Source organism: Pseudomonas sp. 57B-090624 (genome assembly GCF_003234055.1).
Classification (GTDB): domain Bacteria; phylum Pseudomonadota; class Gammaproteobacteria; order Pseudomonadales; family Pseudomonadaceae; genus Metapseudomonas; species Metapseudomonas tohonis.
In genome coordinates, this window is sequence record NZ_QKRU01000017.1 from 97,134 (window position 1) to 111,567 (window position 14,434).

15 protein-coding genes are annotated in these 14,434 nt (G+C 67.9%); 4 read left to right on the forward strand and 11 right to left on the reverse strand.

Going from position 1 to position 14,434, the window contains the following annotated elements; translation table 11 throughout:
- Positions 1-203: 203 nt before the first annotated feature.
- The gene (gene rnt, locus DMX10_RS10990) at positions 204-878 is read right to left on the reverse strand and encodes a ribonuclease T (RefSeq protein WP_111261087.1); all 675 of its coding nucleotides are present in this window, start codon (positions 876-878) and stop codon (positions 204-206) included.
- Entirely contained in the window at positions 875-1,921 is a 1,047-nt protein-coding gene (gene pyrC / locus DMX10_RS10995) for a dihydroorotase (protein WP_111261088.1), read from the reverse strand. The genes rnt and pyrC overlap by 4 nt, the downstream gene beginning before the upstream one ends.
- Before the next feature lie 227 nt (positions 1,922-2,148).
- Between pyrC and DMX10_RS11000 the strand changes: the two genes are divergently transcribed.
- The 3 genes from DMX10_RS11000 (at position 2,149) to gloA (ending at position 4,948) form a co-directional block, all read left to right on the forward strand.
- Complete coding sequence (locus DMX10_RS11000) at positions 2,149-3,087, forward strand: OmpA family protein (protein ID WP_173176267.1); 939 nt, start codon at positions 2,149-2,151, stop codon at positions 3,085-3,087.
- Between the two features lie 128 nt (positions 3,088-3,215).
- Positions 3,216-4,433: an argininosuccinate synthase gene (locus tag DMX10_RS11005; RefSeq protein ID WP_111261089.1), complete on the forward strand. Its 1,218-nt coding sequence runs from the start codon at positions 3,216-3,218 to the stop codon at positions 4,431-4,433.
- 122 nt (positions 4,434-4,555) lie between these two features.
- Entirely contained in the window at positions 4,556-4,948 is a 393-nt protein-coding gene (gloA, locus tag DMX10_RS11010) for a lactoylglutathione lyase (RefSeq protein WP_111261090.1), read from the forward strand.
- A gap of 166 nt (positions 4,949-5,114) precedes the next feature.
- Here gloA and DMX10_RS11015 read toward each other — a convergent pair whose 3' ends face one another.
- The 9 genes from DMX10_RS11015 to metG all read right to left on the reverse strand — a co-directional run bounded on the left by DMX10_RS11015 (position 5,115) and on the right by metG (position 13,159).
- Entirely contained in the window at positions 5,115-5,294 is a 180-nt protein-coding gene (locus tag DMX10_RS11015) for a PA3496 family putative envelope integrity protein (RefSeq protein WP_111261091.1), read from the reverse strand.
- Between the two features lie 107 nt (positions 5,295-5,401).
- Positions 5,402-6,040, reverse strand: coding sequence for an endonuclease III (nth, locus tag DMX10_RS11020; protein WP_111261092.1), 639 nt, complete (start codon positions 6,038-6,040; stop codon positions 5,402-5,404).
- 16 nt (positions 6,041-6,056) lie between these two features.
- Positions 6,057-6,602, reverse strand: coding sequence for an Rnf-Nqr domain containing protein (locus DMX10_RS11025; protein WP_111261093.1), 546 nt, complete (start codon positions 6,600-6,602; stop codon positions 6,057-6,059).
- Positions 6,599-7,201: an RnfABCDGE type electron transport complex subunit G gene (locus DMX10_RS11030; RefSeq protein ID WP_111261094.1), complete on the reverse strand. Its 603-nt coding sequence runs from the start codon at positions 7,199-7,201 to the stop codon at positions 6,599-6,601. The genes DMX10_RS11025 and DMX10_RS11030 overlap by 4 nt, the downstream gene beginning before the upstream one ends.
- Complete coding sequence (locus DMX10_RS11035) at positions 7,198-8,199, reverse strand: RnfABCDGE type electron transport complex subunit D (RefSeq protein WP_111261095.1); 1,002 nt, start codon at positions 8,197-8,199, stop codon at positions 7,198-7,200. The genes DMX10_RS11030 and DMX10_RS11035 overlap by 4 nt, the downstream gene beginning before the upstream one ends.
- Positions 8,196-9,572, reverse strand: a complete 1,377-nt coding sequence (rsxB, locus tag DMX10_RS11040) for an electron transport complex subunit RsxB (protein ID WP_111261096.1) — start codon at positions 9,570-9,572, stop codon at positions 8,196-8,198. The genes DMX10_RS11035 and rsxB overlap by 4 nt, the downstream gene beginning before the upstream one ends.
- Positions 9,569-10,120: an Rnf-Nqr domain containing protein gene (locus DMX10_RS11045; RefSeq protein ID WP_111261097.1), complete on the reverse strand. Its 552-nt coding sequence runs from the start codon at positions 10,118-10,120 to the stop codon at positions 9,569-9,571. The genes rsxB and DMX10_RS11045 overlap by 4 nt, the downstream gene beginning before the upstream one ends.
- Before the next feature lie 101 nt (positions 10,121-10,221).
- The gene (locus DMX10_RS11050) at positions 10,222-11,022 is read right to left on the reverse strand and encodes a DUF4349 domain-containing protein (protein ID WP_256604791.1); all 801 of its coding nucleotides are present in this window, start codon (positions 11,020-11,022) and stop codon (positions 10,222-10,224) included.
- Positions 11,023-11,122: 100 nt separating this feature from the next.
- On the reverse strand, positions 11,123-13,159 hold the full coding sequence (gene metG, locus DMX10_RS11055) for a methionine--tRNA ligase (protein WP_111261106.1): 2,037 nt from the start codon (positions 13,157-13,159) through the stop codon (positions 11,123-11,125).
- A 130-nt stretch (positions 13,160-13,289) separates the two neighbouring features.
- Here metG and apbC point away from each other — a divergent pair, with 130 nt between their 5' ends.
- A complete protein-coding gene (gene apbC / locus DMX10_RS11060; RefSeq protein WP_111261099.1) occupies positions 13,290-14,381 on the forward strand; it encodes an iron-sulfur cluster carrier protein ApbC in 1,092 nt (363 codons plus the stop codon).
- Positions 14,382-14,434 lie beyond the last annotated feature (53 nt).

The window sequence follows — 14,434 nt, forward strand, 5'->3', positions numbered from 1 at the left end:
ATACTAATCAGAATGAGAATGATTGTCAAAGTCCGTTCGTCAGGCCCCGTCCCAGAGCGTTTCCGTGGGGGCGGCTGGTTCCAGGCCGGTAGTGAGAGGACGCAGCGTCATAGCGCTTGGCGCCAAGCTGCGGTCGATTCCAGGCAGAAGAAAACCCGGCATCGCCGGGCTTCCTTATATAGAGGGCGTTGGGGGGCGTGACGTCAGTCGTCGTCTTCCATCCAGCCGCCCATCTCCTTCCAGCGATTGACGATGCCGCAGAACAGCTCGGCGGTCTTCTCGGTGTCGTAGCGCGCGGAGTGGGCTTCGCGGCCATCGAACTCGATGCCGGCCACCTGGCAGGCTTTCGCCAGTACGGTCTGGCCGTAGGCGAGGCCCGCGAGGGTCGCGGTGTCGAAGCTGGAGAAGGGGTGGAAGGGGTTGCGCTTGATGCCGGTCCGGTTCACCGCCGCGTTGAGGAAGCCCAGGTCGAAGCTGCTGTTGTGCCCCACGAGGATGGCGCGCTTGCAGCCGCTGGCCTTGATCGACTTGCGCAGGCCCCGGAAGATCTCGTTCAGCGCGTGCTCCTCGCTAACCGCCATGCGCAGCGGGTGGTCGAGCTTGATGCCGGTGAACTCCAGCGCCGCCTGTTCGATGTTGGCGCCCTCGAAGGGCTCGACGCGGAAGAAGTGGGTGTGATCCGGGTAGAGGAAGCCCTGTTCGTCCATGGCGATGGTGGTCGCCGCGATCTCCAGCAGGGCGTCGGTGGCGGCGTTGAAACCGCCGGTCTCGACATCCACTACCACGGGCAGGTAGCCACGGAAGCGGGCGGCCATCGGGTGGCGGGGACCTTGCGGCAGGTTGCCGTCGAGCTCTTCGTCGTACAGGTCTTCGCTCACGCGTTGTCCTCCAGCAGGCGCCAGCGCAGCGTCTCGCCAGCGCGCAGCGGAATCACGGTCTGCTCGCCGAGCGGCAGGCTCGCAGGGGCGGTCCATTCTTCACGGACCAGGGTGATGGTGTCGGTGTTACGCGGCAGGCCGTAGAAGTCCGGGCCGTTCTTGCTGGCGAAGGCCTCCAGCTTGTCCAGCGCGTTGCGCTGCTCGAAGGCCTCGGCATAGAGCTCGATGGCGGCGTAGGCGGTGTAGCAGCCGGCGCAACCACAGGCGGCTTCCTTCGCGTGCTTGGCGTGGGGGGCCGAGTCGGTGCCGAGGAAGAAGCGCTCGCTGCCGCCGGTGGCCGCGTCCAGCAGGGCTTCCTGATGCACGTTGCGCTTGAGGATCGGCAGGCAATAGAAGTGCGGGCGAATGCCGCCGACCAGCATGTGGTTGCGGTTGTACAGCAGGTGGTGTGCGGTGATGGTGGCACCGACGTTGGCCGAGGCCGATTCCACGAACTGCACGGCATCGCGGGTGGTGATGTGCTCGAAGACTACCTTCAGGGTCGGGAAGCGTTCGACCACGCGACGCAGATGCTCGTCGATGAAGACCTTCTCGCGGTCGAACACGTCGATTTCGCTGCGGGTGACCTCGCCGTGCACCAGCAGCAGCATGCCGACTTCGGCCATGGCTTCCAGGGCCGGGAAGATCGTGTCGATGCGGGTCACGCCCGAATCCGAGTTGGTGGTCGCGCCGGCCGGGTAGAGCTTGGCGGCATGGACGAAGCCGGAAGCCTTGGCCGCACGGATGTCCTCGGGGCTGGTGCGATCGGTGAGGTAGAGCACCATCAGCGGCTCGAAGCGGCTGCCGGCCGGGCGGGCGGCGAGGATGCGCTGGCGATAGCCGTCGGCCTCTTCGGCGTTGCGCACCGGTGGCACCAGGTTGGGCATGATGATGGCGCGGCCAAAGGTGCGCGCGGCATCGGCGACTGTGTGGGACAGCACGGCACCATCGCGCAGATGGATGTGCCAGTCGTCGGGGCGCAGCAAGGTCAAACGGTCGGACATGGGGGGCTTCCAGGCGGGCAAAACTCGTCGTGCATGCTACCGGAAAAGCTTTTTCGGGGCACGCGGGGCTTGTGTTTCAGGGCATCGGCGGCTGTTCACGATGTGACGGGGGAGGGCGCCACGGCTGGCCCTCTCCTACAAGGACGTGCGTCGAATCCACTCAAGTTTTGCCCTACGCCACCGATAGCCCAGGGGAGTGCAGAAATTTCCCCGTGGAGCCCGCCGCCGTGCGCCAGCGCTATGTCGCCCTGCTCAGCCTGTTCGCCAGCCTTCCGGCCATGGCCATTACCTTCCAGACGCGCCTGGAGAAGGCCGAGTGGACGGTCGAGGGGGACAAGTTCGAATGCCGCCTGTCGCAACCGATCACCGATTTCGGCAGCGGCGAGTTCGTACGTCGCGCCGGTGAACAGGTGACGTTCCGCATCAAGGCCCGCGAGCGCTGGCTGGGGGCAGGCTCCGCCACCCTGCTGGCCGCTGCGGCGCCCTGGCAGCCCGGACGCGGCGATATCAACCTCGGCGCGGTCAGCGTCGGCAATGGCGATGTCCCCTTCAACAGTTCCCAGCTCCAGGGCGGCCGCCTGCTGGCCGGCCTGCTGGAAGGGCGCAGCCCGCTGGTGCGCCACCGCACCCTGCAGGGTGGGGATGCCATCGAAGTGCGCCTGTTGCCGGTGAAGTTCAACAAGGCCTACAACGACTACCTCGCCTGCACGACCAAGCTGCTGCCGGTCAACTTCGACCAGATCAAGAACGCCCAGGTCGGCTTTGCCGGCGGCGGCACGGCGCTGGACGAGATGGCGCGGGCCCGGCTGGAGATCATCCTCGACTACCTGAAGGCCGATCCCAGCGTCAATCACCTCGAAATCGACGGCCACTCCGACAACGCCGGCAACCGCCTGACCAACCGCGACCTGTCGCGCCGCCGCGCCCTGGCCGTCTACGACTACTTCAAGGCCAACGGCATTCCCGAGTCGCACATGGTCATGCGCTTCCACGGCGAGCGCTATCCGCTGGTGCCCAACAACAACGAGGCCAACCGCGCGAAGAACCGCCGCGTCACCCTCAGCCTGTCCCGCGAGGCCGAGGCGCCCCCTGCCGAAGCCCCTGCAGCGGCGCCCGCGCCGATCATCCCCGAGGCCGACAAGGCCACCCAGGGCGCCGCCTCCTGAATCCTGCCCGGGTCGATTGGACGAAAGAATCTGTCGCTTGGTCGTCATTGCCTGTCGCGCCACTGTAATTTGGCCGCCAGGGTCAGTAGAATCACGGGTTTTTCGTACAACCCCGTGGAGTTGATGGCATGGCGGACGTGAAGAAGGTTGTCCTGGCGTATTCCGGTGGCCTGGACACCTCGGTAATCCTCAAGTGGCTGCAAGACACCTATAACTGCGAAGTGGTGACCTTCACCGCCGACCTCGGTCAGGGCGAAGAGGTCGAACCGGCCCGCGCCAAGGCCCAGGCCATGGGCGTCAAGGAAATCTACATCGACGACCTGCGCGAAGAATTCGTCCGCGACTTCGTCTTCCCGATGTTCCGCGCCAACACCATCTACGAAGGCGAGTACCTGCTGGGTACCTCCATCGCCCGCCCGCTGATCGCCAAGCGCCTGATCGAGATCGCCAACGAGACCGGCGCCGACGCCATCTCCCATGGCGCCACCGGCAAGGGCAACGACCAGGTCCGCTTCGAGCTGGGCGCCTACGCGCTGAAGCCGGGCGTGAAGGTGATCGCCCCCTGGCGCGAGTGGGACCTGCTGTCCCGCGAGAAGCTGATGGACTACGCCGAGAAGCACGCCATCCCGATCGAGCGCCACGGCAAGAAGAAGTCCCCGTACTCCATGGACGCCAACCTGCTGCACATTTCCTATGAGGGCGGCGTGCTGGAAGACACCTGGACCGAGCACGAAGAGGACATGTGGAAGTGGACCAAGTCGCCGGAAGCGGCGCCGGACACCCCCACCTACATCGAGCTCACCTACCGCGCCGGTGACATCGTCGCCATCGACGGCAAGGACATGACCCCGGCCCAGGTGCTGACCGAGCTGAACCGCGTCGGTGGCGAGAACGGCATCGGCCGCCTCGACATCGTCGAGAACCGCTACGTCGGCATGAAGTCCCGTGGCTGCTACGAGACCCCCGGCGGCACCATCATGCTGCGCGCCCACCGCGCCATCGAGTCCATCACCCTGGACCGCGAAGTGGCCCACCTGAAAGACGAGCTGATGCCCAAGTACGCCAGCCTGATCTACACCGGCTACTGGTGGAGCCCCGAGCGCCTGATGCTGCAGCAGATGATCGACGCCTCGCAGAGCAACGTGAACGGCGTGGTACGCCTGAAGCTCTACAAGGGCAACGTCATCGTGGTCGGCCGCAAGTCCGACGACTCGCTGTTCGACGCCAACATCGCCACCTTCGAGGAAGACGGCGGCGCCTACAACCAGGCGGACGCGGCGGGCTTCATCAAGCTCAACGCCCTGCGCATGCGCATCGCCGCCGGCAAGGGTCGCAAGCTGTTCTGAGCTGTAAGCCGAGAGCTTGGAGCAGGAAGACTTCCCGCTTCGGGCTTCCGGCTTTAAGCTGCCTTCCAAGCCCCGGTCACGAGCCGGGGCTTGTCGTTTCAAGCCAATGAGGAGAAACCGAGATGCGACTGCTGCATACCATGCTGCGCGTCGGCGACATGGACACATCCATCGCCTTCTACACCGAAGTCCTGGGCATGACCCTGCTGCGTCGCAAGGACTACCCGGACGGCCAGTTCACCCTGGCCTTCGTCGGCTACGGCAACGAAGCCGAGAACAGCGTCATCGAGCTCACCTACAACTGGGGTGTGGACAGGTACGAGCTGGGCACCGGCTATGGCCATATCGCCCTGGAAGTGGCCGATGTCTACAAGGCCTGCGAAGACATCCGCGCCCGTGGCGGCAAGATCACCCGCGAGCCGGGTCCAATGAAGCACGGCACCAGCATCCTGGCTTTCGTCGAAGACCCGGACGGCTACAAGATCGAACTGCTCTCGCCTTCGCGCAACGACTGAGCGCCTCGATCCCGAAGAGCCCCGCCGATGCGGGGCCTTCTTGCCTGTGGACCCGGGCTCCAAGCCCCACCCCGTCATCCCCGCGAACGCGGAGAGCCACTGAAAGCCCTTTCTGCTGGCCAACAAAAAGCCCCGCATCGGCGGGGCTTTCGGGCGGCTTCACAGATCAGAAGTCGAAATCGTAGTCGGACAACTGCTTCTGCAGGCGGCGCTCTTCCAGGTAGTTGTCGATGATGCGGCGCTTGGTCAGGTTGGTCTTGGCAGCTTCGACGGGAGTTTCGCCTTCATCGCTGTCTTCGGCGACGAAGTCTTCCTCGGTCTCGATCTCTTCTTTGCCTGTGCTCATACGGTCACTCCACGATGCGGGGCGCTATTGGCGCACCTTATAGCGACAAAGCCGGAGCCGGTAAAAAAGATTTTTTCAATCGAAACATTGGGCGATTCAATGAAGCTTCAATCGTCCGAGGTTTTCGCCTTGTATTCGCACAGGTCCTCGATCCGGCACGCGCCGCAGCGCGGCTTGCGGGCCACGCAGACGTAGCGGCCATGCAGGATCAGCCAGTGGTGGGCGTCGAGCAGGTAATCCCTTGGTACGAATTTGAGCAGCTTCTTCTCCACCTCCAGCACGTTCTTGCCGGGGGCGATGCCGGTGCGGTTGCTGACGCGGAAGATGTGCGTGTCCACCGCCATGGCCAACTGGCGGAAGGCGGTGTTGAGCACCACGTTGGCGGTCTTGCGACCGACGCCGGGCAGGGCCTCCAGCGCCTCGCGCTCCTGCGGCACCTGGCTGCCGTGCTTCTCGACGAGGATGCGGCAGGTCTCGATGACGTTCTTCGCCTTGCTGTTGTAAAGGCCGATGGTCTTGATGTACTCCGACAGCCCCTCCACGCCCAGCGCGTAGATGGCTTCCGGCGTATTGGCCACCGGGAACAGCCTGGCCGTGGCCTTGTTCACCCCGACATCGGTGGCCTGGGCGGAGAGGATCACCGCGATCAGCAGTTCGAAGGGCGAGGAATAGGCCAGCTCGGTCTTGGGCTCGGGGTTGTCCTCATGCAGGCGGCGGAAGATTTCCAGGCGTTTGGCGGCATTCATGGTCGACGGCTTCTGATTAGGGTTTGAGGCGCACGAGCGCCAGGAGCAGGCCGAGGAGGATAAGGCCTCCCGGTGCCGAGACGAAGAGCGGCAGGCCATCGGCTGCGGCCTGCCAGTGCAGGGCGCCGAGGCCCAGCCATTCGCCATGGGCCAGCAGGCTGGCATGGCCGAGCAGTTCCCGCAGTGCGCCCAGCGCCAGGGCGAACGATGCGAACACCAGCCCCTGGCGCAGGCCCGCATCGGGGCCGCCGGGCTCGCTCGCCACCAGCAGCAGGCAAGGCAGCGCCAGCAGGGCGAGGAAGGGGCCCAGGGCCCGATGCAGTTCGAACGCTGCGGCCTGCATCAGCAACTGGGCGAGGCCCACCAGCACGCCGGCGAGCAGCGTGGCACCGAGCCACAGGGCGCGCCCCTGGAGCAGCCGGCGCAGGGTGGGCAGTGCCGCGCCGAACAGCGTCAGCAGCGGCAGGGCGACCAGGGTGATGCCCAGCGACTTGACCAGCAGGTCGCTGGTGCCCAGCAGCGGCGCCAGGCCGAGCAGCGCCAGGGGGCTCACCGGTTTCATGGCGCCTCTCCCAGCAATTGCTCGCGATGGCTGTCGAAGTAGCGCAGCCCCTCCTGGGTCGCGGCGAGCACGGCACGCGAGGTGATGGTGGCACCGGCGATCTGGTCGAACCCGCCGCCATCGGCCCTGACCCGCCATTCCCCGGGGCGATTGCCGAGCGAGATGCCGTCCAGGCTCGCCAGCCAGGGGCTGCGTGACGGCTCGATGCGGTCGCCGATACCCGTGGTCTCGCGGTGCTCCAGCACCTTGCTGCGCAACAGGCGGCCGTCCGGGGCGATGGCCAGCAGCAGGCGGATCGGGCCTTCGTACCCTTGCCCCGTGACGGGCAGGAGCAGCGCCACCACCTGACCCTCACGGCGGGCCAGCCACGCCGAATCGGGCGCCGGGCGCCCCAGGGCTTCGGCATCCGGGAGGGTGACGGGCTCGCGCAAGGGGTGATTGTCATAGCTGCCGGTCGGCAGCAGGTCGAGCAGCGCGCGTTCCTCGGCCGCCTGGCGTGCCTCGTCGATGCGCGGGGCGAGGCCCAGCTGCAGGGCGACCAGCAGCACGGTTCCCGCCATCCCCAGGGCCAGCAGCGTCACCAGGGCGCGGCCGTTCATCGGCGCTCGCTCCACGCCGCCAGGCGTTCCAGTGTCGGCACCAGCAGGTTCATTGCCAGCACCGCGAAGGCCAGCCCGTCCGGGTAGCCGCCCCAGGTGCGGACCGCATAGACCAGCAGGCCGGCGCCGGCACCGAACAGCAGGCGCGCACGGTCGCTGGAGGGGCCGGAAACAGGCTCGGTGACGATGAAGAAGGCGCCGAGCATGGTGGCGCCGGAAAACAGGTGCAGCAGCGGCGAGCCGTTGGAGTCCGAGCCGCTGCCGTTCCAGCACAGCAGCGCGACGACGAACAGCGCGGCGAGCAGGCCCACGGGCGCGTGCCAGCGGATCACCCGCTGCTGCAGCAGGAACAGGCCGCCGGCGAGGAACGCCAGGTTGACCCACTCGACACCGCGCCCGCCGACACCGCCGAAGGCGCCGTGGCCGGCGAACAGCTCGTCGATGGTCAGGCGATCGTTGTGGCGCAGGCTGTCCAGCACCGTGGCCTGGCTCCAGCCGTCCACCAGGCCGCTGCCGACGCCGAACACCTGTTGCACGGCGGCCCAGAGCCCATGGGCATGACCGGCAGCGGGCCAGTGGGTGAACTGTGCGGGGAAGGCCAGCAGGGCGAGGGCGAAGCCGAGCATCGCCGGGTTGAAGGGGTTGTGGCCGAAGCCGCCGAACAGCGACTTGCCGAGCAGGATGGCGCTCGCGCTTGCACAGAGCGCCAGCCACCAGGGCGCGTAGGGCGGTAGCGCCAGCGCCAGCAGCACGGCGGTGACCAGGGCGCCGCCCTCGGCCAGGGGCGCCAGGCCGAACAAGGCGTCGGTCGGGGCGATGCGCTGGTGGCGCAGGTGCCTGGCCAGCGCCTCGCAGGCCAGCGCCGTGGGGATGGCGAGGGCCAGTTGCACCAGGGTGCCGCAGCCGTATTGCCAGAGCAGTACGAACAGGCCCGGCAGGCAGGCCAGCAACACCAGGCGCATGCCTGGGCGCGGGTCGAAGCCGGGCTGTTCGGTCATGATGCCGCGTGCCCGTCGAGCTGCGCCTGGGCGCGCTCCAGGCGTTCGCGGGCGCGGGTCAGGGCCTGTTCGTCGACGGGCTGGCGACGTTCCAGCTTGCTGACCTCGGCGCGGGCCATGGCCAGCTCGGTCTTCAGGGCCCGCAGTGCCGGGTCGATGGGGGTCTTGTCGATGCGTTGCAGGTCCGGCGGGGTCTTGCCGCTGGCATCCTCGGCGGTGTGCAGCGCCTGCTCGGCGTCGGCCAGGGCCTGGCGCAGGGGGCCCAGCTCGGTTTCGGTGGCGCCTCGCGCCTCGGCGCTGCGCAGTTCGGCGCGGCGGCTGACCAGGGCGATCTTCGCCTGCTTCAGCGCGGCCATGCCCGGGGTGGGGGCGGCGGCCTGGGCGCCCTGGAGGCGATCCAGCTCGGCTTCGGCCTGGGTCACGATTGCGCGCAGCGCCTCCAGTTGGGCGCGTTGTTCCGGCGACGGCTCATCGCCAAAGGCCTTCTCCGCCTTGGCCAGTTGGGTGCGGCCCATGGCGGCGGCGATCCTGGCCTTCTTGTAGGCGGCTTCGTCGAAGGCTGCCACCGGTGCCTGGTTGGCGGCCTCCAGTGCGGCCTGTGCCCTGGCGTTGGCGACGCGCAGCGCTTGCACCTGGGCGGCGATGTCGGAGGTGCCGTAGACCTCCAGCTGCTTCTCGGCCTTGGCCAGGGCGACCCGGGCCTGGGCGGCCTCGATCTTCAGACGTTTCTGCAGTTCGGTCCGGGTGCCGGCGGCGGCCTTCTGTGCCTTGACCCGCTCGATGGCGGCCTGCACCGGGTCCGGGGTGGCCGCCGCCTGCTGCCGCGCATGTGCCTGGGCGGCCCTGGCGGCGCGGGCTTCGCGCTCGGCCAGGCGCCGGGCTTCGTCGCGGGCGAGGCGGCGGTTGCGTTGTTCGTAGCGGCGGCGGAACTGGTCGGCGTGCTGGCGCTGCAGGCTGGCCGCAGGCTCCGCCAGGGGCAGGATGTCGATGCAGTCCACCGGGCAGGGGGCGACGCACAGCTCGCAGCCGGTGCATTCGTCGGCGATCACCGTATGCATCTGCTTGGCCGCGCCGACGATGGCGTCCACCGGGCAGGCCTGGATGCACTTGGTGCAGCCGATGCACTCGGCCTCGCGGATGAACGCCAGCTGCGGCGGCACCGGGCCGCCGGGGGCCTCCAGGGGCAGCGTCGGCACCTGCAGCAGGTCGGCCAGGGCGATGATGGTGGCGCTGCCGCCGGGCGGGCACTTGTTGATCGCCTCGCCCCGGGCCATGCCCTCGGCGTAGGGCCGGCAGCCGGGGTGGCCGCACTTGCCGCATTGGGTCTGGGGCAGCAGGGCGTCGATGCGCTGGATCAACTCCGCCTGGCTCATGAGGCCACCATGCCGTTGAAGCCGAGCAGGGCAACGCCCATCACCCCGGCGCAAATCAGCATCACCGGCAGGCCGCGGAAGGGCGCGGGCACGTCGGCCGCCTCCACCCGCTGCAGCAGGTCGTCGAACAGGCGCAGGGCGACCCAGAAGCCGATACCGCCGCCGATGCCGAGGCCAAGGGCGCTGGTGAAATCACCGGCAGCGGCCAGCAGCATGGCACCCAGTGCCGCGCCGTTGCCCAGCAGCAGGGGCAGCAGGCCGTCGCGGGGCAGGCGTGGAGCTGCGCGGGCGAGCAGGGCGAGGCTCGCCCAGGCCAGCGGCAGCAGGGCGGGGATGAACAGGGCGATGCCCAGGTAGCCGAGGCCGAGGGGCGCGAGCAGCCGGTCCAGCACCCAGGCCAGCGGCGTGGCGAGCGCCAGCAGCAGGCCGCCGGCCAGCGCCAGGCTGCGGCTGCGGGGCTGGCGCAGGGCGTCGGTGCCCAGGGGCAGGACGAGAATCAGGTTGTTGACCAGCGCTGCGCCGAGCAGGGCGAGGATGAAGTCGGTCATGTCAGGGGCGTCGGGGTCTATCGAAAAGGCCGCGCATTATCCGGGATGCTGCCGGAGCGGTACAGGGCCGCACGGTCGCGGCCCTTGTCAGCAAGGCTAGCTCAGGGCTGGGCGGCGGCCTTGCCGCGACGCGTGGATTTGCGCCACAGCCAGCGCACCAGCAGCGCCAGGGGGAAGAGGATGATCACGAAGGGGATGCCGTAGCCGAGCATCTCCAGGGCCTGGGCGGTGCCTTCGGTGGCGTTGTCCAGCAGGCCGGCGGCGGCATCGCCGATGCGCGACAGGCGGCTCGGGCGCTGCTGGTCGGTGGTGAAGTCCAGGGTCAGCAGGTTGGTGGCGATGCGCCGCTGCTGCTGGGCGGCTTCCTGGTTGGTGGCGGCCAGCTGCACCTCCAGCTCGGCCATTTCCCGGGCCAGGGCCAGCAGGTCGGCGACGGCCAGGTCCTTGCGCCCCTGGAACTCCTCGAGAGTTTTGTACTGGCGCTCCAGGCGCTCGCGGGTGCGGGCGTTGTCGCCCACGGCCTGGGCCAGGTCCTCGGCGCGGGTGTTGCGGCTTTCCAGTTCGCCCCCTTCGGCGGCCAGGGCGACCATCTTCTCCACGCCCTCGGGCACGATGCGCAGCACCAGCTGGCCGGCACGGTAGCCGCCCTGGCTCTGCTCGATGGCCAGCAGGTCGCAGGTGCCGAAACGCCCGTCATTGCAGGCTTCCCGGGCGGCGGCCAGGCGCGGGGCGACGTTTTCGGCGGCGAGGTGGATCGACACCTGGTGCTCGTAGGCGAGGAAGGCGCCGGGTTTGGAGGCTTCGCCCTGGAAGGCGGCACCGCCGCCCGACTCGCGCTCTGACGGGGAGCAGCCGGCCAGGGCGGTGAGGGCCAGCAGCAGGGACAGGGTCCAGTGCTTGATCATGTGCGTTCCTTGCGTGGTGTCGCGTGGTTTATCGGTTCCTGAAACGACGAAGCGCCTGGCCGGTGACCGGGCAGGCGCTTCGCGGTGGCCGTCGCGCTTATTTCACGCGCTGGCCGGGCTTGGCGCCGCTGTCGGGGCTGAGCAGGTAGATCTCCTCGCCACCAGGGCCGGCGGCCAGGACCATGCCTTCGGAGACGCCGAACTTCATCTTGCGCGCGGCCAGGTTGGCCACGTACAGGGTGAGGCGGCCTTCCAGCTTGCTCGGGTCCGGGTAGGCGCTCTTGATGCCGGAGAACACGTTGCGTTTCTGGTCGCCGATATCCAGCGACAGGCGCAGCAGCTTGTCGGCGCCTTCGACGAACTCGGCCTTCTCGATCAGCGCGATGCGCAGGTCGACGGCGGCGAAGGCGTCGAAGCCGATCTCGGCGGCCAGCGGGTCCTTGGTCAGCTCGCCATTGCCGGCGGGGGCCGGTGCGGCGGCGGCCAGGTCTTCCTTGGACGCGGCGACCATGGCTTCGATCTTCGCCGGCTCGATGCGGGTCATCAGCGGGGTGAAGGCGTTCAGCTGGTGGTCGGCCAGCAGCGTCTCGTGGTCGGCCCAGCTCAGCGGGGCGACGTTGAGGAACTGTTCGGCGGCGGCGGAGAGGTTCGGCAGCACCGGCTTGAGGAAGATCACCAGCTGGCGGAACAGGTTGACGCCCGCGGCGCAGACGGCCTGGACCTCGTCCTGCTTGCCTTCCTGCTTGGCCAGGGCCCAGGGCGCCTTGTCGGCGATCCAGGCGTTGGCACGGTCGGCCAGGGCCATGATCTCGCGCATGGCGCGGGCGAAGTCACGGTTCTCGAAGGCCTCGGCGATGCTCGGCGCAGCGGCCTTGAACTCGGCGAACAGCTCCGGCGCGGCGTTGGCGGCCACCAGGCGGCCGGCGTTGCCCTTGTGGATGAAACCGGCGCAGCGGCTGGCGATGTTGACCACCTTGCCCACCAGGTCGGAGTTCACCTTCTGCACGAAGTCCTCGAGGTTCAGGTCGAGGTCGTCCACGCCGCGGCCCAGCTTGGCCGCGTAGTAGTAGCGCAGGTATTCCGGGCTCAGGTGGTCGAGGTAGGTGCGCGCCTTGATGAACGTGCCGCGGGACTTGGACATCTTCTGCCCGTTCACCGTCAGGTAGCCGTGCACGTTGAGCGCGGTCGGCTTGCGGTAGCCGGCGCCTTCGAGCATGGCGGGCCAGAACAGGGCGTGGAAGTTGACGATGTCCTTGCCGATGAAGTGGTACAGCTCGGCGCTGGAGTCCTTGCCCCAGAAGGCGTCGAAGTCCAGCTCCGGGCGGCGTGCGCAGAGGTTCTGGAAGCTGGCCATGTAGCCGATGGGCGCATCCAGCCAGACGTAGAAGTACTTGCCCGGGGCATCGGGGATCTCGAAGCCGAAGTAGGGCGCGTCACGGCTGATGTCCCACTCCTGCAGGCCGGCATCCAGCCATTCGGCGATCTTGTTGGCCACCGACTCCTGCAGGGCGCCGCTGCGGGTCCACTGCTTCAGCATGGCGTCGAAGTCCGGCAGCTTGAAGAAGTAGTGCAGCGATTCCTTGAGCACCGGGGTGGCGCCGGAGATGGCCGACTTGGGGTTCTTCAGCTCGGTGGGCGAATAGGTGGCACCGCACACTTCGCAGTTGTCGCCGTACTGGTCCTCGGCCGCGCATTTCGGGCAGGTGCCCTTGATGAAACGGTCGGCCAGGAACATCTGCTTGTCCGGGTCGAAGTACTGGGTCACCGGGCGGGTGGCGATGTGGCCGGCGTCGCGCAGCTTGGTGTAGATGCTGCTGGACAGCACGCGGTTCTCGTCCGAGTGGGTCGAATGGTAGTTGTCGAACTCCACCAGGAAGTCGGCGAAATCGGTGGTGTGCTCGGCGCGCACGTTGTCGATCAGCTGCTCGGAGGTGATGCCCTCCTTCTCGGCGCGCAGCATGATGGCCGAACCGTGGGCGTCGTCGGCGCAGACGTAGATGGCCTGGTTGCCGCGCATCTTCTGGAAGCGCACCCAGATGTCGGTCTGGATGTACTCGACCATATGCCCGAGGTGGATGGAACCGTTGGCATAGGGGAGGGCGCTGGTGACGAGGATCTTGCGGGCTTCGGTCATGGTGATCGGCTGCACTGGGAACACGGGAAAGTCGGTAACTATATAGGCGCGGCGGGGCATTTTCATCTGTTGCATGGGCTTTGGGTTAAGATGCCCGCCTGTTTCAGTCGGTCTTTTCCCGGAGTCTTCCATGCCTGTCACCCGCGCCGTGGTGGAAGCCACGCTTCGCCAATTCACCGATCCCCACCTTGGCCAGGACCCGGTCAGCGCCGGCTGCCTGCGCGAGGTCGACATCCAGGGCGGCAAGGTCCACGTACGCCTGGAATTGGGCTATGCCGCCGGCCTGTTCAAGAGCGGCTGGGCGCAGATGCTGCAGATGGCCCTGGAGAACCAGGACGGCATCGACTCGGCCAAGGTCGAGGTCGACTGCGTGATCGAGCCGCACAAGGCCCAGGCCCAGGTGCCGGCCCTGGCCAACGTCAAGAACGTGATAGCCGTCGCCTCGGGCAAGGGCGGTGTGGGCAAGTCCACCACCGCCGCCAACCTGGCCCTGGCGCTGGCCCGCGAAGGCGCCCGCGTGGGCATCCTCGACGCCGATATCTACGGCCCGAGCCAGGGCATCATGTTCGGCATCGCCGAGGGCACCCGCCCCGAGGTGCGCGACCAGAAGTTCTTCGTGCCGATCAAGTCCCATGGCGTGGAGGTCATGTCCATGGCCTTCCTCACCGACGACAACACCCCGGTGGTGTGGCGCGGCCCGATGGTCTCCGGTGCGCTGATCCAGCTGATCACCCAGACCGCCTGGGACGACCTCGACTACCTGGTGGTGGACATGCCCCCGGGCACCGGCGACATCCAGCTGACCCTGGCGCAGAAGGTGCCGGTGGCCGGCAGCGTGATCGTCACCACCCCGCAGGACCTGGCCCTGCTGGACGCCAGGAAGGGCGTGGAGATGTTCCGCAAGGTCAACATCCCGGTGCTGGGCGTGGTGGAGAACATGGCCGTGCACATCTGCTCCAACTGCGGCCATGCCGAGCACCTGTTCGGCGAAGGCGGCGGCGAGAAGCTGGCGGCCCAGTACGGCGTCGACCTGCTGGCCTCCCTGCCGCTGTCCATGGCCATCCGCATGCAGTCCGATGGCGGCAAGCCGACCACCGTCGCCGACCCGGAAAGCCAGATCGCCATGATCTACCAGGAAATGGCGCGCTGCGTCGGCGCGCGCATCGCGCAGTCCGGCATGGGCGCCGGTGCCATGCCGACCATCACCATCAGCGACGACTGATGTCGCACGGCGGTGGGGGCTCAATCGCCCCCGCCGCCGCCACACCCTCCGCC

Coding starts and splice junctions, on each gene's coding strand:
- pyrC (WP_111261088.1), bottom strand. CDS start 1,921: ATGTCCGACCGTTTGACCTTGCTGCGCCCCGACGACTGGCACATCCAT.
- DMX10_RS11005 (WP_111261089.1), top strand. CDS start 3,216: ATGGCGGACGTGAAGAAGGTTGTCCTGGCGTATTCCGGTGGCCTGGAC.
- gloA (WP_111261090.1), top strand. CDS start 4,556: ATGCGACTGCTGCATACCATGCTGCGCGTCGGCGACATGGACACATCC.
- DMX10_RS11015 (WP_111261091.1), bottom strand. CDS start 5,294: ATGAGCACAGGCAAAGAAGAGATCGAGACCGAGGAAGACTTCGTCGCC.
- nth (WP_111261092.1), bottom strand. CDS start 6,040: ATGAATGCCGCCAAACGCCTGGAAATCTTCCGCCGCCTGCATGAGGAC.
- DMX10_RS11025 (WP_111261093.1), bottom strand. CDS start 6,602: ATGAAACCGGTGAGCCCCCTGGCGCTGCTCGGCCTGGCGCCGCTGCTG.
- DMX10_RS11030 (WP_111261094.1), bottom strand. CDS start 7,201: ATGAACGGCCGCGCCCTGGTGACGCTGCTGGCCCTGGGGATGGCGGGA.
- DMX10_RS11035 (WP_111261095.1), bottom strand. CDS start 8,199: ATGACCGAACAGCCCGGCTTCGACCCGCGCCCAGGCATGCGCCTGGTG.
- rsxB (WP_111261096.1), bottom strand. CDS start 9,572: ATGAGCCAGGCGGAGTTGATCCAGCGCATCGACGCCCTGCTGCCCCAG.
- DMX10_RS11045 (WP_111261097.1), bottom strand. CDS start 10,120: ATGACCGACTTCATCCTCGCCCTGCTCGGCGCAGCGCTGGTCAACAAC.
- metG (WP_111261106.1), bottom strand. CDS start 13,159: ATGACCGAAGCCCGCAAGATCCTCGTCACCAGCGCCCTCCCCTATGCC.
- apbC (WP_111261099.1), top strand. CDS start 13,290: ATGCCTGTCACCCGCGCCGTGGTGGAAGCCACGCTTCGCCAATTCACC.